At 45.8% G+C, this 17,273-nt stretch carries 15 protein-coding genes; 4 read left to right on the top strand and 11 right to left on the bottom strand.

What is annotated here, in order from left to right; genetic code table 11:
• Window position 1: 1 nt before the first annotated feature.
• The 5 genes from ACO05Z_RS03795 to ACO05Z_RS03775 all read right to left on the bottom strand — a co-directional run bounded on the left by ACO05Z_RS03795 (window position 2) and on the right by ACO05Z_RS03775 (window position 6,003).
• Window positions 2–979 carry an ABC transporter substrate-binding protein gene (locus ACO05Z_RS03795; protein WP_421900659.1) on the bottom strand — a complete coding sequence of 326 codons (978 nt, stop codon included), beginning with the start codon at window positions 977–979 and terminating at the stop codon, window positions 2–4.
• A gap of 100 nt (window positions 980–1,079) precedes the next feature.
• A complete protein-coding gene (locus ACO05Z_RS03790; RefSeq protein WP_421900657.1) occupies window positions 1,080–3,083 on the bottom strand; it encodes a molybdopterin-containing oxidoreductase family protein in 2,004 nt (667 codons plus the stop codon).
• Between the two features lie 182 nt (window positions 3,084–3,265).
• On the bottom strand, window positions 3,266–4,405 hold the full coding sequence (locus ACO05Z_RS03785) for a helix-turn-helix domain-containing protein (protein ID WP_421900655.1): 1,140 nt from the start codon (window positions 4,403–4,405) through the stop codon (window positions 3,266–3,268).
• Window positions 4,398–5,039 (bottom strand): hypothetical protein, encoded by a 642-nt coding sequence (locus tag ACO05Z_RS03780; protein WP_421900653.1) that lies wholly within the window; start codon window positions 5,037–5,039, stop codon window positions 4,398–4,400. Before ACO05Z_RS03780 ends, ACO05Z_RS03785 begins: the two co-directional genes overlap by 8 nt.
• Before the next feature lie 163 nt (window positions 5,040–5,202).
• Entirely contained in the window at window positions 5,203–6,003 is an 801-nt protein-coding gene (locus tag ACO05Z_RS03775; protein WP_421900651.1) for an EFR1 family ferrodoxin, read from the bottom strand.
• Between the two features lie 136 nt (window positions 6,004–6,139).
• On the opposite strand from ACO05Z_RS03775, the gene ACO05Z_RS03770 reads away from it, so the two are divergent.
• On the top strand, window positions 6,140–6,718 hold the full coding sequence (locus tag ACO05Z_RS03770; protein ID WP_421900649.1) for a TetR/AcrR family transcriptional regulator: 579 nt from the start codon (window positions 6,140–6,142) through the stop codon (window positions 6,716–6,718).
• Between the two features lie 24 nt (window positions 6,719–6,742).
• A complete protein-coding gene (locus ACO05Z_RS03765) occupies window positions 6,743–7,612 on the top strand; it encodes an isocitrate lyase/PEP mutase family protein (protein WP_421900647.1) in 870 nt (289 codons plus the stop codon).
• Between the two features lie 48 nt (window positions 7,613–7,660).
• Here ACO05Z_RS03765 and ACO05Z_RS03760 read toward each other — a convergent pair whose 3' ends face one another.
• On the bottom strand, window positions 7,661–9,751 hold the full coding sequence (locus tag ACO05Z_RS03760) for a methyl-accepting chemotaxis protein (RefSeq protein WP_421900645.1): 2,091 nt from the start codon (window positions 9,749–9,751) through the stop codon (window positions 7,661–7,663).
• A 327-nt stretch (window positions 9,752–10,078) separates the two neighbouring features.
• Between ACO05Z_RS03760 and ACO05Z_RS03755 the strand changes: the two genes are divergently transcribed.
• Window positions 10,079–12,040, top strand: coding sequence for a methyl-accepting chemotaxis protein (locus ACO05Z_RS03755; RefSeq protein ID WP_421900643.1), 1,962 nt, complete (start codon window positions 10,079–10,081; stop codon window positions 12,038–12,040).
• A 70-nt stretch (window positions 12,041–12,110) separates the two neighbouring features.
• Here the strand turns inward: ACO05Z_RS03755 and ACO05Z_RS03750 are convergent, their stop codons facing one another.
• Window positions 12,111–12,659 carry a nitroreductase family protein gene (locus ACO05Z_RS03750; RefSeq protein ID WP_421900641.1) on the bottom strand — a complete coding sequence of 183 codons (549 nt, stop codon included), beginning with the start codon at window positions 12,657–12,659 and terminating at the stop codon, window positions 12,111–12,113.
• A gap of 332 nt (window positions 12,660–12,991) precedes the next feature.
• Here ACO05Z_RS03750 and ACO05Z_RS03745 point away from each other — a divergent pair, with 332 nt between their 5' ends.
• Window positions 12,992–13,990 (top strand): ABC transporter substrate-binding protein, encoded by a 999-nt coding sequence (locus ACO05Z_RS03745; RefSeq protein ID WP_421900639.1) that lies wholly within the window; start codon window positions 12,992–12,994, stop codon window positions 13,988–13,990.
• 79 nt (window positions 13,991–14,069) lie between these two features.
• Here ACO05Z_RS03745 and ACO05Z_RS03740 read toward each other — a convergent pair whose 3' ends face one another.
• From ACO05Z_RS03740 to ACO05Z_RS03725, 4 genes are all read right to left on the bottom strand, one after another.
• A complete protein-coding gene (locus tag ACO05Z_RS03740; protein WP_421900637.1) occupies window positions 14,070–14,963 on the bottom strand; it encodes a DUF4384 domain-containing protein in 894 nt (297 codons plus the stop codon).
• 12 nt (window positions 14,964–14,975) lie between these two features.
• Window positions 14,976–15,425 carry a hypothetical protein gene (locus tag ACO05Z_RS03735; protein WP_421900635.1) on the bottom strand — a complete coding sequence of 150 codons (450 nt, stop codon included), beginning with the start codon at window positions 15,423–15,425 and terminating at the stop codon, window positions 14,976–14,978.
• Window positions 15,426–15,600: 175 nt separating this feature from the next.
• On the bottom strand, window positions 15,601–16,332 hold the full coding sequence (locus ACO05Z_RS03730; protein ID WP_421900633.1) for a GGDEF domain-containing protein: 732 nt from the start codon (window positions 16,330–16,332) through the stop codon (window positions 15,601–15,603).
• On the bottom strand, window positions 16,272–17,093 hold the full coding sequence (locus tag ACO05Z_RS03725; RefSeq protein WP_421900631.1) for a GAF domain-containing protein: 822 nt from the start codon (window positions 17,091–17,093) through the stop codon (window positions 16,272–16,274). The genes ACO05Z_RS03730 and ACO05Z_RS03725 overlap by 61 nt, the downstream gene beginning before the upstream one ends.
• Window positions 17,094–17,273: the final 180 nt, after the last annotated feature.

Raw genomic sequence — 17,273 nt, 5'->3', positions numbered from 1 at the left:
ACTACCTGACAATATTATTAGCCTGACGCAAAACGGTATCACTGATATTTACGCCGATGGCTTTGGCGGTTTTCAAGTTGATGAAGAGATAGTCTTCGGAAGTTTCAACCGGAAGCGATGAAACCGGGGCACCGGAAAAAACCATGTGTGCCATGCGCGAACTCTGCCTTCCTATTTCGTATCCGTTGAATCCGTATCCGGTCAGGGCACCGGCCTCCACCTGCTTGAAACGCGGTGTGGAAAGAGGCAATTTCCGATCAATACAAACAGTTACAAAATTCTTGATCCGTGACATAACCAGCCCTTCTCTGGGCAGGAGAACAGCATCCACATCCGCGGGAACATATTCTTTATCGGCATGAAGATCAGTTTCCGGGTAAAAAGGCTTTTTAATCAGCGTAACCCCAACTTTGGGAGCAGCCTTTTCAAGCATTATCAGACTTGCTGCCGCACTTTTGTCTCCTGGACTATATGGAACAAAGACCCTGCTCACCGTAGGCACGACATCTTTCAAGGATTGTAACCTACGCCCATCGCTGGCAGAAAGCCTGACACCTGTAATGTTGCTTTCCGGCGCACGCTCGTTTTTAACAACTCCAGCTGCAACAGGATCATTTACCGGCGCAAAAATCACCGGGATATTTGTACCTTGGGTAAGCTGCTTTGCAACAATCGCCGCCGGGGTTGGAGACGCGAATATTAAATCAGGTTTCTCTTCAAGCAGTGCATGCATGTAACTGCCAAGTTCGCTCTTAGCAGGAGCCGGTCCGGCAAAGTCAAACTCAATATTTTCACCTTCATGATAACCGAGCTCTCTCAAACCGTCCTTGAAACCTTGCAATGTAGATAGATTGTTCTTGGTAAACTGCAGAACACCGACCCGATATAATTTCTCGTCAGCCCGAAACGGCAAAAGAAGATAAATTGCTATAGCAAATAAAATCAACAACCCCACTGCGCCAAATACACTTTTCCTCATAAGGTCCTCCAACTCACAGGGTATTTGAGGTTATTTTAAAGTAATATATTGGCTCAGACAGGTAAACTGTTATGTAAATTATCTTGAAACAGAAAACGGATTAAATCCGCACCTCAACTGTGTTGTCATTAAGGGTTGTCGCTTCGCCCATGTCGGAAAGCCTTTCATGATGTAAGGTATTCACCAGATTTCCATTACCCGATTGGCGGCGCATGAATATCCCTGCCGCGGCAACCGCTCCCTTAGCCACCTGCGGAGTAACCCGGGCGGTAAATTCAACCTCCCCAAGATCATTATAGGCCACAATGCTGTCTCCGTCCGCTATGGAACGAACTGCAGCATCATCGGGATGGATATCTAAATACATGGGACCGCGGCTCTGCACCAACTCCTCCCGCTCAAGGAATACGGAATTAAGGGTCTCGGTGCTTGGCACTGCAATCAGGCGCAGGGAATATGATCCCCCATGGCACTCCTGATAATGAGGGACAGGATCTTTCAATGACTTGTTAATAATCTCAATTTTTCTCGACGGAGTCTGCCAATCTGTATGCTCGGCAAAAGGCAGGGAAATCATGCCCCCGGTTTTCAAAACCTCGCGCTGAACGGGAGTTAAGTTCTGTAATCCGGCCATGGGGTTGTCGAGAAGCTCTGCCAGCAAATCTTCTTCAGAACGCTGGAAATGGCTGTCGGTAAAGCCCATACCTTTAGCTAGGCGGCAGAAGATATCCCAGTTGCTCTTGCATTCACCCGGAGCTGGAATAATCTTATAAGCCGCGCCAAATGAACAATAACCATAAGCGCTATAGCAATCAGACTGTTCCACTGAAAAAGTGGCCGGTAAGATAATATCGGCATAGCGGGCGGTATCGGTCATGAACCGTTCATGGACCACAGTGAATAGCTCAGGATCAGCCAAACCCTGTTCAATGCCAAGTTGGTTGGAAACCGAACCGACCGGGTTGCTGCCGTAAATATGCAGACAGCGAATCGGAGTCTGTCCTTCTTCACCTTTCAGGGCCATGGCAAGCTGATTGATATTCACCTTGCGCCCTGCACGCTCACGCAGATCAGGACGGCTTATGCGGGTAGCATCGATACACTCCCTCATTCCGGGATTACAGCCGCAAAGCCCACCCCCCGGACGCTGCCATGCCCCGGTAAAAGCGGAAAGAATGGTGATCAGGCGTACGGTCATACCGCCATTTCCATAACGGGAATTACCACTGCCGAGAATGATTGCCGGGGCAAAGGCCGCTGAATATTCCCGTGCCAGTTCACTGATATCCTGTGCCGGGACACCACAGACCGTCTCAGCCCACTCCGGTGTATATTTACCAAGAGTGTCCTTGAACTCAGCGTAGCCGATGGCTTCATTTTGCAGAAAGTCCGTATCTTCAAGACCTTCCTTGACCAGCACATGCATCATAGCCAGAGCCAAGGCCCCGTCAGTCCCCGGCTTAACCAGCAACACCTGATCAGAATACTGAGCCATTTCCCCGGCAAAGGATTCTATAAGAATAACGCGCTTACCCTGCTTACGCCCTTTGACCAGATCGGGCATGCTCTGCAGCCGGGTAGCCTTCATGTTGCTGCCCCAGACAAGATACAAATCACTGTCAGCCAGCTCACGGGGATCAAGCCCCCCAGTGTTGCCCATAACGCACTGATATCCTGCACTCTTGGCCGAAGAACAAAGGGTCTTGATGAGCTGACAGGAACCCATTTTATTAAACAGGGCATCACCGCAATTACGCTGGATGAGGCTCATGACCCCGGAATAGTAAAAGGGAAGGATTGAATCAGGACCATAATCATCCAAAGCCTGCTTCCATTTTCCGGTAATGGTTTCCACAGCCTCATCCCATGAGATGGATTCAAATCTCCCCTCCCTTTTATTTCCGGTACGCTTCAAGGGAGTTAAGATTCTGTCCGGGGAATGAATTGATTTTTCATAACGCTGCATCTTGCGACAGATAAGTCCTGCGCAGACGGGATCATCAGGATCGCCTTTTACTTTGGTGATTTGCGCCCCATCGCTCTCAACTAGGAGGCCACAGGTGGTCGGACAGTCGTAAGGACAGATAGATTTATATATCGGCATAGCTCAACCTTGGAATAAGATGGAAAAGGTGGGAGAACCTAAAACGTCATCAGGGGAATTCATATTATACCAGAAGCTGTGCTTAATCCAGTTTGGAAACATAATGTGGAGGCAATTGCGACTAGCGCAAAAAAAAGGACAGGCTGTAAACAGCCTGTCCTAAAAAACAATAAAGACCTAAATCACGAAGATAACTGCAACAAACTTCCATATCTTTTTTTCTTCTGCACACTAATTTTATCAATCAATTCGCTAGATACATACTGGTCCTCAAGTAGTCTAATAACTTCAGCTGTGTGCAATCTAAGAAAACTTTCAATGTCACTAATTGTTATCTTCTCATTTAACAGTTCTAAAGCTTCTTCGCACAAACTAGGTTTTTCTCTTTCTGGTTCTTCCGGCTCATGCACTCGAAACCCTCTCCTGTTCATATCTATCATAGCCCGTTTATAAGAAGAATCTGACAACAAGTTTAAACTCTTAGCTCGATACAACAAAGCTGAAATAGAAACTTTCCATCTATTTTTCATCTTCAAAAAAGCATTAAAATTCCACCGTCGCGGACATTCCTGCATAAATTTTTCCCAAGGCATCAAGAACGCGCTAGCAAACCTATTTGCTTCTCGTTCTTGTACTGCCCCATGACAAACGTCTTCATGCAATAAAATATGCCCTAATTCGTGCGCAATATCGAACAAAAGCCTGCTGGGACTTTGATTTTTATATAAAAAAATCAAAGGCCTTTCTTCAGACTTAACAGAGAAGGCATCAACTTTTTTAGAAGAATCACTTGAAATATTAACGACAAAAGCTCCGTGAGCTTCAAGGGTTTTAATTAAATTATGAACTGGACCAAACCCTAATCCCAATTTATTCCTTGTATGCAAAGCAAGTTCTTCAATATTTTTCACAGAACGATCAGAAGGTTCATCTTGATAGATACTCTCTTCTGGAAAAAGAACTCCCTGCTGTTGAAAGAATAAAAAGAACTCCGCTGCTCGTTTACCATAAGTTGTAATCTGCCGTTTATCTTTCATACTGACAGAAGCTTTCCCTCTAAAAAAACAATCTGAAAGCTGAAATGAATAGGTATTCTCCTGAGGTTTTGAAAAAAAAGCAGGAGGGACACGTAATGTAGTAGAGAGAATAAAAAAAGTATCTAAATCTGGAACCAAAGAACCTTTTTCGATACGCGTAACAGTAGCAGGAGTCTTGCCAATTTTTGAGGCGAGCTCTTTTTTAGTGAACCCTCTTAGTTCTCTGGCCATTGTCACCATATTAGGGTTAATTTTATCCAGATGATACTGTAAACTGTTATTCATTTTGAATCTTTACGCCAAGACCTATTTTTTCCAATCTCGGTCTATTTTGTTGTCCTTTTGATGAAGGCTGCTCCTCAACTTTTGGCAAATCAGCAAGCGAAGAACTTGTATACAAAGTTTTTAAAAGTTTAAAAGTTATTTTAGTTTTATTCCTATCATAAGTTGGAACAAGTAGACCAAGTTGCGCCCCAATAAGTCCTTCGTCTAGGTCAGCATCAAGACCAATGATAATCTCACCTTTATCAACAAAAGCCTCCTCCATTCCAGGTAAGAAGACCAAAGAAGAACTCCCTTTCATCAACGCTGCTTGTTTTGAAGCATTCCCGCCATTCGGTACTCCAGTATGTGGATTAACTCTATGGCATCTAAATTGTAAATCCTCATATTGAATCTGTAAGTCATTATTATTAAAAGTTACGCAGCCTTCCAAAGGACCACCTTTTTTACCAAGATCAACAATTCGACTTGATGATCCTTCCCAAAACGTTGCCCCAAAAGAGTAATTTTTCAAATGACGTCGATTAATATCAACAACTCCGCAGGAATCATTGGCAGCATCTCTAAAAGAATCAAGCAGATGAGTTTTTACGAAAATAGCAAGTCCATCAATTTTGGCTGAATGTGAATCTGTCATCTATTCTCCAGTTTAGAAACTTATTTCATGAACTTTTTTTAAGCAAAAATTAACCACATGTCAAATTATCGATCTCAAAATATTAAACATGAGCCTCATCAATTATCAATCATGTTTGGGATAATATTACTCACCACATATATGAACCTACCCTAAAGACATTCTACAAGTAACACTCCGGTTCCTTGGGTTCAGCAAAAAGCTTATTCAGCCTCACCCGGGCATCTTTTACCGGACTGTCTTTCATTGTCCGGGCCTGTTGGGGACATTTCTTGATACAGGCACAACAGGTGATACATTTGACCTGATCAATAAGTGAACTGTTCTTAGCATCAACAGCACCTGTCGGGCAGATTTCAGTGCACAGTCCGCATTGAACACAGGACTCATCCACGGCAATAAAATCTACATCCCACAATTCTGTGCTGCCACGGTAAGGAAATTCACCGGGAATATTCTTCACACAGGATTCAGCTGGATCAGTAATTGAATCCAGTTTCTCGCGTATCTTGACTCCAAACATTTCAGCATGATTCAGGTCACTGCTGTCAGGACGGCCATGTGCTGTGGGAGTCTGCTCTTCGGAAAAAGAATGCTCCCCGATATATGCCGCACAGGCCACGGGTACAGCCCCCTGCTTTTGCATTATATCCTTCAGCTCAAGCATGGCATCATCATAGACGCGGTTCCCATAAACAACCACACAGACAGCGGGACTGGCGTCTGCCTCAATTTTAGTAAACCATTCCTGCAATAATCCCGGAACCCGGCCCATATATACAGGCACACCGATTACTATCAATTCATCCTCTGCCGTCACCAACGGGTGCAACCTTGCTTCCGGTCCGGTTATGTCGACCAGCTCAACATCGTTTATGCCAATTCCCCGAGCAACAGCCTGTACAACCTGTTCAGTCGTCCCTGTAGGAGAAAAACAAATAATTTTTAATGAGTTAATATTCATAAAGCTACTCCGTTCTCTGATTAATTCTTTCGTTTTAAGCCTCACCCTATTTCGTTACGTTACGTAACGAAAATAAACTTGTCAATATTATCCAAGCGTGGCACAAGACGGCATCAGCTAAAATAAGGTGAAAGACATGACCAAGACCAAAGCAGGACGTCCCAGAAGTGAAAAAGCTCAGCAAGCCGTATTAAATGCAACCTATGAGCTGTTGAATGAAAATGGCGGCAAAAAATTAACCATCGAGGCTATTGCCCAAAAGGCTGGAGTGGGCAAGCCTACAATATACCGCTGGTGGCCCTCATTGGCAGATATTGTTCTGGAAGCGGTTCTCAGTCAGGCGGACAATAAAATCCCGATTCCGCCCTATGAATCTTTGCAGACCTCCCTACGCCAATTTCTTCACAAATCCATGGAATCAATAAATGAAGGTGACGGAGCCAATCTCCGCTACCTCATGTCCTTAGCACAGCAGGACGACTCATTCAGAGACAGATTCAGAGAGAACTTCGTATTAAAGCGTCAGGCTATCTTAAAGTCCATCCTTGAGCAGGCTGTTGAGGCAAATGAAATTTCCTCCACACAAGATTTGGATATACTTGTGGATATTCTCTTTGGAGCCATGTGGTATCGACTGCTGATCGGGCATGGAATTATGGATGAATCTTTTGCAGACAAACTCACCGAGACAGCCATCAGACTCGGTCAGAACTAAATGATCAAAAAACATGAGGGTAGTATGAATAAATCCCGCCTTTTTAGAGAACTGGTCAACGGACCGGAATTGCTGATGATGCCCGTTGCTTATGACGGTCTGTCCCTGCTGGCAATTGAGCAGGCCGGGTTCAAGGCTACTTGTGTTGCCGGGTACGGAACTTCAGGATCAGTACTGGGCCTGCCGGATATCGGTATGATCAGCTCCAGTGAAATGTTGACCAACTACGCCAACTTAATTGCCAGAACAGAGCTTCCGGTGATGGTTGATATTGATACCGGATTCGGAGACGTGAACAACGTAATCCGCACAGTACAGCAGGTGGAACAAATGGGAGCGGCGGCTCTGTTCATAGAAGACCAGACTTACCCCAAAAGATGCGGCCATATGGGCGGTAAATCAGTAGTCGAAGTGGAAGAATATCTGCCCAAGCTGAAAGCAGCGCTCTGGGCGCGCAAGAACCCGGACTTCGTAATCATGGCCCGCACCGATGCACGGACTGTCCACGGTCTGGACGAAGCCATACGACGGGCTAAAATTTACGCTGAAGCCGGAGCGGACATGGTTTTCGTTGAAGCGGTGACTTCGAAAGATGAAATGCGCCGGGTCAATACAGAGATTCCAGTTCCCAGCATGGCTAATATGATTGAAGGCGGCAGAACCCCTTTCCTGACCAAGGACGAGCTTCAAGATGTAGGATATGCCTTTGCAGCCTACCCCTGCGGCCCACTCTACGCAGCAGCCCGTGCAGTGCAGAAATGGGCCGCAACCCTCAAGGAAGAAGGAACAACAGAAAACTTTGCCAGCCCGGAAAACATGATGGACTTTGCAGAGTACAATAAGTTTATCGGCGCGGATGAGATCCGTGAACGGGAAAAGAAATTCTTTGAATAGTAAAAAACAATGGGGACGGTGGCAAAAAGCACCGTCCCCACTTTTCCATTAAGAATTCAACCTTTCAAGCATCCCCCGCAAATCCTGTGCAAGACCGTTCAGTTCCTGCACAGCACGGGAAGATTCGATCATTCCGGCTGATGTTTCATTCACAATCCGGTTAACTTCTTCTACAGCTGAATTAATCTGTTCAGAAGTGGCGGACTGCTCCTCAGCAGCTGCCGCAATACTACTGATAAGCGCTGAACTTTCGCTGGAAACATTCACAATATCAGCCAGCACAGTACCTGATTCATTGGCCTGAGTTGTCGCCGCGGCAACCTGCTCCACAGCCGACTCGACCTGCCTGATATTAAGTTCCGATGATTTCTGGATGGCCTTGATACTGTCGCCTACTTCACTGGTGGCAGTCATGGTTTTTTCTGCCAGCTTACGCACCTCGTCAGCAACAACAGCAAATCCGCGTCCAGCCTCACCTGCACGGGCCGCCTCAATTGCGGCATTAAGAGCCAGTAAATTAGTCTGGTCGGCAATATCAAGGATCACTGTCATGATGCCGCCGATGGAATCTGCCTGTTTGCCCAGTTCAAGCATGTTGCCCTGCAACTCCCCGGCAATGCCGTTGACCTGATTAATGGACGTAACAACCTCGCCGACAAGTCCGGCACCATCACGCGCTTTGTCCGCCGCCTGCTCAGACTGAAGTGTAGCGTCAGCAGCATTACGGGCCACCTCAAGGACAGTCGCATTCATCTCCTCGATGGCAGTAGCGGTTTCACCCACACGCTGCTGCTGGATATCCGCCCCCCTGCCGACCTGCTCAATCTGGGCTGCAAGCTCTTCAGAAGATGTGGCAAGGCTGTTGGAAATACGGTCAGCAGCATTGGCAACTTCCACAATCCTGTTCTGTACCGCCTTGATCGCAGTCTGGTCGATGAGGATTTCAAGGGCTCCGACGCTCCTTCCTTCGCGGTCAACAATAGCCGATGCTGAACTGCTAATTTCATAAGAACCGGAAGAAGTCTGCGCTGTAGTTTCAAAGTTCTGCCTGCTCTTGCTGTCCATGCATTTTTCAGGAATACAACGTCCTTCACGGCAGGCCTCAGTCCCCAGCACTTGATCACAATGTTTGCCCGCAAAAGAACTAATCCCGGCGATATTCATTCCGGCTTTGTTCAAGAAAAGAATTTCCCGGTCCCCACCTCTGGTCAGCACTCCCACCGGCAGGGAATTAAGCAACTCGCAATAAAGAGTAACCAAGGTATTCACGCCCTCAATCATAGTGGCAAAACCACCTGTATATTTTGAAGCATCCCCTTTGCGTTCCAACTCACCCTTTTCAATAGCGGTAATGATCTCATCTGTATCCCGCTGAAAACCCTTGAGCGATTCCACCAGACTAAGAACTTTGAGATAGACCCCACAGGCTTTGTCATCACTATCAAACTCAAAATGCCCCTCAGCCACCTTGGCGACGACCTGCTCCAACTCAGCCGGATCTTTGCCAAGGGCACAGTGAACGGAGCGTAATATCCAGAGCGCAATCACAATGGAAAACACAAAAGCTATTCCAACCAGCGCCCGCAGTATGTTACCTGTCTGCGCTACGCTATCACCCGCATGTGTATTAAAGGCTGCTGCAGTCTTCTCTGCGGAGGCAATAAATGTCTCCATTCCCGCTTCTAGTTCACTGTGCAGCTTAGCCTCTTTTGCCCTCTCCGCCTTGATCACACTGCGCAAAGCCCCTTTCTCATGGGTATCAATAAGATTCTGCTGCAGGGAACTCATACGGCTGTACAGCTTGGTCAGCCCTGACAACTTGCTCCGGTCATCAGGTGAGCGTTCGTCAACAAGTTCAAAATCTTCAAGAATCTCAGCATTAAACTTATCAATATTTTTACGGTGTTTGGCGATTCTCAATTTATCATAAGAAGTTATGATCTGAGACATTTCGTTCTGTATACGCATCAGATTAACATCAATACGCAGCATGGCAGTGCTGACAGCATATGGACGTTTGTATAAAGAATCGGTCAGGGCTCCGACACTTTCAAGCTTGGCAGCGGCAAAAAGCCCCAATGCGGCAATAAGTAACGAGACAACCCCAAAAGCAATTATCATTCTGGATCTTAAAGTCATATATACCCCTACAATTTATTTTAACGACTGATTAGTTGTGCTAAATTGGCAGTTCGCAATGTCGACATTCGACATATAAATTCGGGGATTTTTACTTTCTCATTACAGGGATGTCAATAATGTCGAAATGAAACTGGTAAAATTTGGCTGCACGTCCATCACAAAAACAGATGTGATTTCGATTATTGCATGTACTATTTCAATAATTTTATTCATCATATTTACCATTCCAATCCGTAACAGTACCGTAACATTCGAAATCACAAAACATGCTACTATCAAGCTAAAAATCTTTAATAAGACAAAGGGGAGTATATGCAGCTAAAAATGAGTATTAAACTAAAACTGCGAATACTGGGGGCTATTGCACTGGCCAGTCTCGGTCTTTTGTTTGCCATCAATACAATTGGCGACACCATGGTTGAGCAGGCTACAAATGCCAAGACCGCAGCTCTGGAAGCTGATGTATATGTCCTTGAAGCCCGACGCTCGGAAAAAGATTTTCTTGCCCGCAAAAAAATGGATTATGTAGAACGGGTCAAATTAAATACTCAAAAAGCAATTAAACAACTTGAATATCTTCTTACCGAAGACCCGGAGGCTCGCCGTGAGGTTGAAGAAGGAATCAACCTGATCAAACAGTACCAGAAAAGGTTTCTCACTGTGGCAGACTTAGTACAGAGCATGGGGCTGACTGAAAAAGTCGGGTTACGCGGAAAACTGCGCAGTGCAATTCACGAAGCCGAAGAAGTAATCAATACTTATCAGGATGATAAACTACTTGCCGCTATGCTCATGCTGCGCCGCAGGGAAAAAGATTTCATCATCCGTGGCGACATGAAATACCTTGGCAAGTTCAACAAAGACATGGCGAAAATGCATGCCAAAGTTGATGCTTCATATTCTATCCCGGAAGACGGAAAGGCTGCAGTAAATAAACTTTTGGACATATACACCAAATCTTTTCATGCCTACGTGGATAAAGCACAAAGCATTGCCAACGGCATGAAGTCATTCACTGCCACAGCGCACAAGCTTGAACCTGTATTAAGCGGGCTGGCTAAAACAGAAATACAAAAACGTGCTGAACGCAAAATGATGGTTGACCGGGCCACCCAGCTTGTATCCCTATTTGCGGCACTGGTGCTGATCGGAGGGGTAATTTCCCTGATCCGCAGTATTATCGGCCCCCTTGATAAGCTGCAACATGCTTCCCGCGAAGTTGCAGACGGCAATTATGATGCCTGTGATAAGCACAAATTCAATGGAGAACTTGAACTCCTGCGCGAAGATATCGTCTCTATGGTCAGCAACCTGAAGGCCAGCATGGACAATGCTGCTCAAAAGGAACAGCAGGCCATAGCAAAATCAGAAGAAGCAGCCGTAGCAACGGAACAGGCACATGCGGAAAAAGAACGCGTCGCCGGACTTCTTGAAAAAATATCCCAAGTTGCTGTAGAGGTAGCCTCTATCACGGACACTATGGGCGAGGCAGTGCAGGAAATGACAAGCCATGCATCGGAAATATCCCGGGGGACTGAAATTCAGGCGGAAAGAGTTGAAGAAACTTCAACCGCCATTACCCAAATGAACTCCACAGTAATGGAAGTAGCCAAGAACGCATCCCATGCTGCGGAGGGCGCAGGCTCTGCTAGATCAATGGTGGACAATGGCGTGGACGTGATCAAACAAGTTGAAAATTCATCCAGAGATTTGTCTACACGCTCAGGGGAAATGAAAAGCAGTTTGGATGTACTGGGGCAAAAGGTGGATGAAATCGGCTCTGTCATGCAGGTGATTGATGACATCGCCGACCAGACCAACCTGCTTGCCCTTAATGCCGCAATTGAAGCGGCCCGGGCCGGAGAAGCCGGGCGCGGTTTTGCTGTTGTTGCTGACGAGGTGCGTAAGCTGGCAGAAAAAACCATGACCGCAACCAAGGAAGTAGCGGATGCAGTCATCGGCATCCAACAAGGCACCAGAGAAAATATTAAGGCCATGGATGAAACTGCTGATGCTGTATCAAAGAGCACTGAACTTACCTGTCAGGCCGGGGAATTGCTCTCCAAAATCAGCGAAGTGGTAACTGACACCTCACATCAGGTAACCTCAATCGCCACAGCAGCTGAGGAACAATCAGCAGCCAGTGAACAGATCAACGCAGCCACCGACGAGGTCAACCAGATTACCATTGAAACTGCTCAGGGTATCCGTAAATCCGTTGCGGCTATCAATACTGTAGCTGAGCTTGCCAAACAGCTTCAGGAAATTGTGAAAGAGCTGCGCTAAAAAACTCGACATACACAAAAAGGGTGCATGCCTACAAAGCATGCACCCTTTCAAGATAACTGAAAGATAATTACAGAAAACGTAATATCTCATCCACGTCCTTACGCGGAGTTGCCGGAGGCTCTTCATCAGGGAGGCCATAAGTGATCAGTGCGGCAACAGTCTCTTCTTCTGGCAGACCGACGATTCCGGGAATGGTGCTTTCATCGATAACACCGAATATGCAGGTGCCGATGCCCTTTGCATGGGCTGCAAGACAAAAAGTCTGGCAGGCAATACCGGCATCAAATGCTTCCCAGACATTGCCCTTTTCAGTGACGTAATCACCTTTCTCAGGATCAAGCTTGCCGGACTTGCCTTTCACAAAGCTGAGCACAGCTACGCCCTTGGCGTTTTCAAGGGTCTTGATGTTGTAGGTAAACCCTTTAACACCGTCAGTTGCAAGCTGCTTAATGACTTCTTCATCATCAATAAGGGTGTAACGGGCAATCTGGAAATTAGCCCATGAAGGTGCCCAACGGGCGATATCAATGATTTCCTTCATGAATTCACGGTCAACCTTTTCATTCTTGTACTTACGAACGCTTCTGCGTTCTTTAATCATCTTAATTGCTTCCATTTTATTCTCCATTTTCCTTAATGGTTACTATACCTATTTACCAGCTGGTGGCAGCCCGTTATTTCTGGCTGCTATGGAGAAAAAATAGTTTGTACTCATAATATACGCAAGTAGGCAGAAAAAAGTGATGTAGTATTAAAAAGAATACTTTTTAATTATTTTAACATGTTATCAGCTCAGAAAATCAACCACACTCTAACAACTCATTCTTACAGCTACTTTTTTATAAAGGGCATGCCGTTTTTTACTGCCTGTTGGACACCGTTCGAAAAAATATGTTATTTTTATGAAGCATAAAATAACATCCTGCATTTCTCGGGGAGCCGGCGATTATGAAAACAATTCCATTCCTGTGTGCTTTTCTTTTCGGACTGATCTTGCTTTGCAGTGCTGCAGCAAACAAATCTCTCGTCACAATCATCAATAGTTATCATAGCGAATTCAATTGGGTCAGGATGCATAACGGTGCATTGAAACGCGGATTGGCAGGACGTGCCGATATATCTACACATTACCTCGATTACAAAAGAACTACGCCGGAACAAAGTGCGCTTAACGTAAAAAAAGTAACGGCTGCCTGTGAAAAAGAGCTGCCGGATGTTGCCGTGCTCACCGATGACTTTGCTCTTAAATCCTTTGGCCAATACTTTGTTGACAAGGGAATCCCGGTTGTATTTCTGGGAGTAAACGGGAATGTCCGCGATTACGTAACTAAAGTGAGCAAAGTTACCGGAATTCTGGAACGTCCTCTGGTAAAACGGTCCGTTGTTTTCCTGCGCGAAATTCTGGGCCAGAGATTAAACCGCTGCCTCGTAATCATGGATCACAGTATGAGTTCCCGCTCTTTTATTCGTGAATCACTGCAGGACAAACGTTCCTTTAAAATATGCAATGTCAAGGTCGACGTTGAAGTTGTCAAAAATTACAAGGAATGGCAGCAGCTTGTACAGTCTTCTGCTGAGCGAGGCTATGACGCCATCATCGCAGGTATTTACTTCTCTTTGTATGATGAGACAGGGAAATATGTTGAGGGTGACGATGTCATGCGCTGGTCCGCAAAAGAATCCCCACTGCCATTCTTTGCACTCTGGGATGTATCCATAGGTAAAAACAGGGCCGTTGGTGGATATGTACTCTCCGGTGTGGATCAGGGCGAAGAAGCCCTAATCATGGTCCGGCGCATTCTTGATGGAGAAAATATCGAGAACATAAAACCTGTTATCGCCAAAAAAGGGACTCTCATCTTCAGTCTTTACGAACTGAGACGCTGGAATATCAATCTTCCAAGAGAAATGACCAGAGATAGGGGAGCGGTGAGGCTTGTCCGCTAATAGACAATAAAAAAAGCTCGCTTCCCCAGAAAAGACAAAGGCTACGAGACTCTTCGTAACCTCTGCGTGTCTGCGAAAATTATTTCTTAACCAGAACATCAACTTGCGTTTCCGCAAATTCCGCCTTTGCAACATTCTCCTTGCTTTTACTGCCCTTAAGAACCGCAAGCCCTCGTGTTTTTCTTCCAAGATCAGAAATTGTATTATCAATGACCAGCAAGGCTCCTGATCTTTGGCCCTGATAGCTGTTCATGGGGCTGGTGGAGGTATAGAGGATAAGCTTCTCTTTACCTAACGGAGGTGTGATCTGGAGGGTGAACCGATCATTCTGACCGGGAATTTCGTAAATGACACCGCCATCATATTTGATTAAACGACTGGACGGAGTAACCTCTATGAGATTGCCATCAGCATCTTTATAAACTGCGCGGGCATAAAAAGGCTTGTTGCCACGGAAATAAAATTTCATGAAGTCGCCCAGTTCATAAGTATCCTTATCTGTCCAGAGCTCTACCGTTAAAGGAGCACGGGGATTATCCATAGACTTTTGGTGAGAACTCTCTCCCATGACCGATTCGGCAGGAATGATCTCAGCCTTGATCTTGATTTTATAACACTGGTCGAGATAGCCGCTCTTATCCTTTGACTGAGTCCACCCCTTTTCAAGTTCTTCAATAACCTTGACTGTAGCCCGGGAATACACATCGATCAGGTCCTTACTGACCTTTCCCTTATCTACACTTGTTTCCCGCGAGACATAGGTACTGACCCGCTCGGAAGCAGTCCGTTTTGCATCATCCAAGGCAAGTTTGCGCACCTGAGTACGAGTACGGTCAAGCCCTAGGCAAGCCATACCTTCCGCTTCTATGAGAACGGATGATTTAGAAATTTGCTTCTCTCCACCGGCCAGGGCCGGAACTGCCAGACATAGCGCCACGAATCCAAGGAGAACAATCTGGACATTTTTTTTCATGATTTATCCTCCTTACTTTTCGATCAAATCTTCGACGATATCGCCCAGTCTTCCGGTTTTCAAAGGCAATCTCAAGCACACCTCAGCGTTACCAGTAGCAGGATTATACTGTTCCCCACAAAGGGAAGAAAACTTCACAAACCCCTTAGCCTTGGTTCGGATAATATCACCATGAACCTTGCCTTCTTTGACAAGTGTATTTCGTTCAACTTCAATCCCTTCCACAATCTCAACCAAACGTGCCTGTGCTACAGCCCTTGCGGCCAACAACGCCATGGACTTGGATTCGCCATTTCCCTGTCCTACGACTTGAAAATACCCTTTATAAAACGCCTCTTCTCTATCAGTTACTTCAACGTAACTCTTAACAAACTCAGGAGTTACGGAAGCTGTATTCTTTTTACAGGCAGAAAGAGAGGAGACTAGCAATAGAACAAGAAGAATATAGTGAAAACGTTTCATGAACCATCCTTTGTATGAAAAATTTCAATCATCCTTAAAACCTCAAACACCAAACGATACAGACTATTAAATATACAACCAACCCCCTAACTTCGCCAAGTTCTGTTAACAAAAAAAGAGGCTATGGCTTTCACCATAACCTCTTAAAATATTGAGCAGCAAGCACCATTTCTTGTCAGTAGCTCACAACCTTGTTTCGTCCGGTACTTTTTGCTTCGTAGAGCGCTTCATCAGCTTTACTAAGCATAGTTTCACAAAACTGCCCTGCAATCCCTCTTGAAGCATTAAAGATACCAATGGAAATGGTCAGTGAAATCGTTCCTTCCGAAGTGACAAGCGGTGAACCTTCGACATTGCAACGAATTCGTTCAGCAATACGATCAGCGGTTTCAGCTGCGTCACAATGTAAAAGCATCGCAAATTCCTCACCACCAACACGGGCAACAAAATCACCTTCACGCAAAGTATTCTGCATAATTTGTGTCACGTGCTTCAGGGCCTGATCGCCAACTCCATGTCCCCATGTATCATTGACTTTTTTGAAGTAATCAATGTCCAGTAGGAGCAGGCTGAAAGCAATACCTTCATCCTCAAGACTTTGCTTCATTTGCATGAAACGGCTGTCAAATGATCCACGATTGGCAATTCCGGTTAACGGATCAAGCGTAGCCTCGCGAGTAAGTTTTTCCTCTTTTTCCTTACGTTCCGGAATATCGATAATTATGCCAGCTAATTTTCTCAGCCGACCTTCATCGTCCAGAGCAATTTTAGCAATAACTTCACTCCAAACATAATCGTCATCGCGAAGAATGCGCAGATCCTTGCGGAAATTTAATTCACCGCATTTTATCTGATTACGCAGGTAGCGAACGGTTTTACTGCGGTCATCAGGATGAATGTGCCGCAAAGCCTGCAACAACGGCAGGTGCACATTGTCACTGAGGCCACTGACGCTGGAGATAATTTTGGAACTGCACCAACAGTATCCGCTGCTGAAGTCCAATTCCCATGCGCTGGATTCCGTAAGGCTGATAAGATTTCGAACTGTCTGTTGGTGGAACTTAAGCGGTTGCGCAGGACGGCATTGGAAATAAGATGCGCTGTCATGCGTACCAGCGAGATCTCCTCATCGCTCCACTGATAAGGCCGGGTACAGTCATCAAGGCCCAGCAGCCCCCACCACTCACCCTGAACATAGACAGGTATGCTGACAGTAGACTGGACCCCCTGCTCAACTTGATAATCTTTGAAATCACATTCATCAAGGTCCTTAATGGTTGCGGTCTGCCATTCTCCACGCCTGCGGCTTTCAACCAGAGTTCGATAGGTAAGTGAGCAAGTTTCAAAATTCCAGTGCTTTGTATCGTAGCGCGGATTTTTCTTGAGAGCCTTGGTCTGGCTATCCACCCATTCAAATGGGAAATTCATGAGCATATGCTTATCGCTGAGTTCCAGAACCTGAAACAACCAAACGCGGTTGCCCCCGGTAATCTGCCCAAGGTCGGCGATCAGGTCAGAAACTCCATCCGGCCATCCTTTACCGTAACTAAGCTCTTCGGCACCACGTGCCAGTGCAGCAAGAAGACGGCATTGTTTGCCAGAGTCTGGTAGATTCAGCTCAGAGATCCTTCCTGTACGTATACCAGTTACTTTTTCTGTCATGCTCATTTACGCGCCCGTACGATTGCCTTGCATATTTGATGGTTGGATAATTCAGCCCAGCTACACTACTTAAAAGCTAAATCAAGAGCAATGATTCTCGATTAAATCCCACACTAATTATTAATAATTTCAACCACCAAACCTATTAGGAAGATAACTGCGAGCACTTATTTCTGCCGATTTGCC

Source organism: Maridesulfovibrio sp. (assembly GCF_965230075.1).
In the GTDB taxonomy this organism is placed as follows: domain Bacteria; phylum Desulfobacterota; class Desulfovibrionia; order Desulfovibrionales; family Desulfovibrionaceae; genus Maridesulfovibrio.
The sequence above is the reverse complement of the archived record's forward strand: the minus strand, read 5'-3'. Positions and strand labels throughout refer to the sequence as shown.

Bases quoted from the DNA above. Each gene is read 5' to 3' on its own strand.
- ACO05Z_RS03795 (WP_421900659.1), bottom strand. From the start codon at position 979: ATGAGGAAAAGTGTATTTGGCGCAGTGGGGTTGTTGATTTTATTTGCT.
- ACO05Z_RS03750 (WP_421900641.1), bottom strand. From the start codon at position 12,659: ATGGAAGCAATTAAGATGATTAAAGAACGCAGAAGCGTTCGTAAGTAC.
- ACO05Z_RS03780 (WP_421900653.1), bottom strand. From the start codon at position 5,039: ATGACAGATTCACATTCAGCCAAAATTGATGGACTTGCTATTTTCGTA.
- ACO05Z_RS03770 (WP_421900649.1), top strand. From the start codon at position 6,140: ATGACCAAGACCAAAGCAGGACGTCCCAGAAGTGAAAAAGCTCAGCAA.
- ACO05Z_RS03735 (WP_421900635.1), bottom strand. From the start codon at position 15,425: ATGAAACGTTTTCACTATATTCTTCTTGTTCTATTGCTAGTCTCCTCT.
- ACO05Z_RS03760 (WP_421900645.1), bottom strand. From the start codon at position 9,751: ATGACTTTAAGATCCAGAATGATAATTGCTTTTGGGGTTGTCTCGTTA.
- ACO05Z_RS03790 (WP_421900657.1), bottom strand. From the start codon at position 3,083: ATGCCGATATATAAATCTATCTGTCCTTACGACTGTCCGACCACCTGT.
- ACO05Z_RS03740 (WP_421900637.1), bottom strand. From the start codon at position 14,963: ATGAAAAAAAATGTCCAGATTGTTCTCCTTGGATTCGTGGCGCTATGT.
- ACO05Z_RS03775 (WP_421900651.1), bottom strand. From the start codon at position 6,003: ATGAATATTAACTCATTAAAAATTATTTGTTTTTCTCCTACAGGGACG.
- ACO05Z_RS03765 (WP_421900647.1), top strand. From the start codon at position 6,743: ATGAATAAATCCCGCCTTTTTAGAGAACTGGTCAACGGACCGGAATTG.
- ACO05Z_RS03745 (WP_421900639.1), top strand. From the start codon at position 12,992: ATGAAAACAATTCCATTCCTGTGTGCTTTTCTTTTCGGACTGATCTTG.
- ACO05Z_RS03785 (WP_421900655.1), bottom strand. From the start codon at position 4,405: ATGAATAACAGTTTACAGTATCATCTGGATAAAATTAACCCTAATATG.
- ACO05Z_RS03725 (WP_421900631.1), bottom strand. From the start codon at position 17,093: ATGAGCATGACAGAAAAAGTAACTGGTATACGTACAGGAAGGATCTCT.
- ACO05Z_RS03755 (WP_421900643.1), top strand. From the start codon at position 10,079: ATGAGTATTAAACTAAAACTGCGAATACTGGGGGCTATTGCACTGGCC.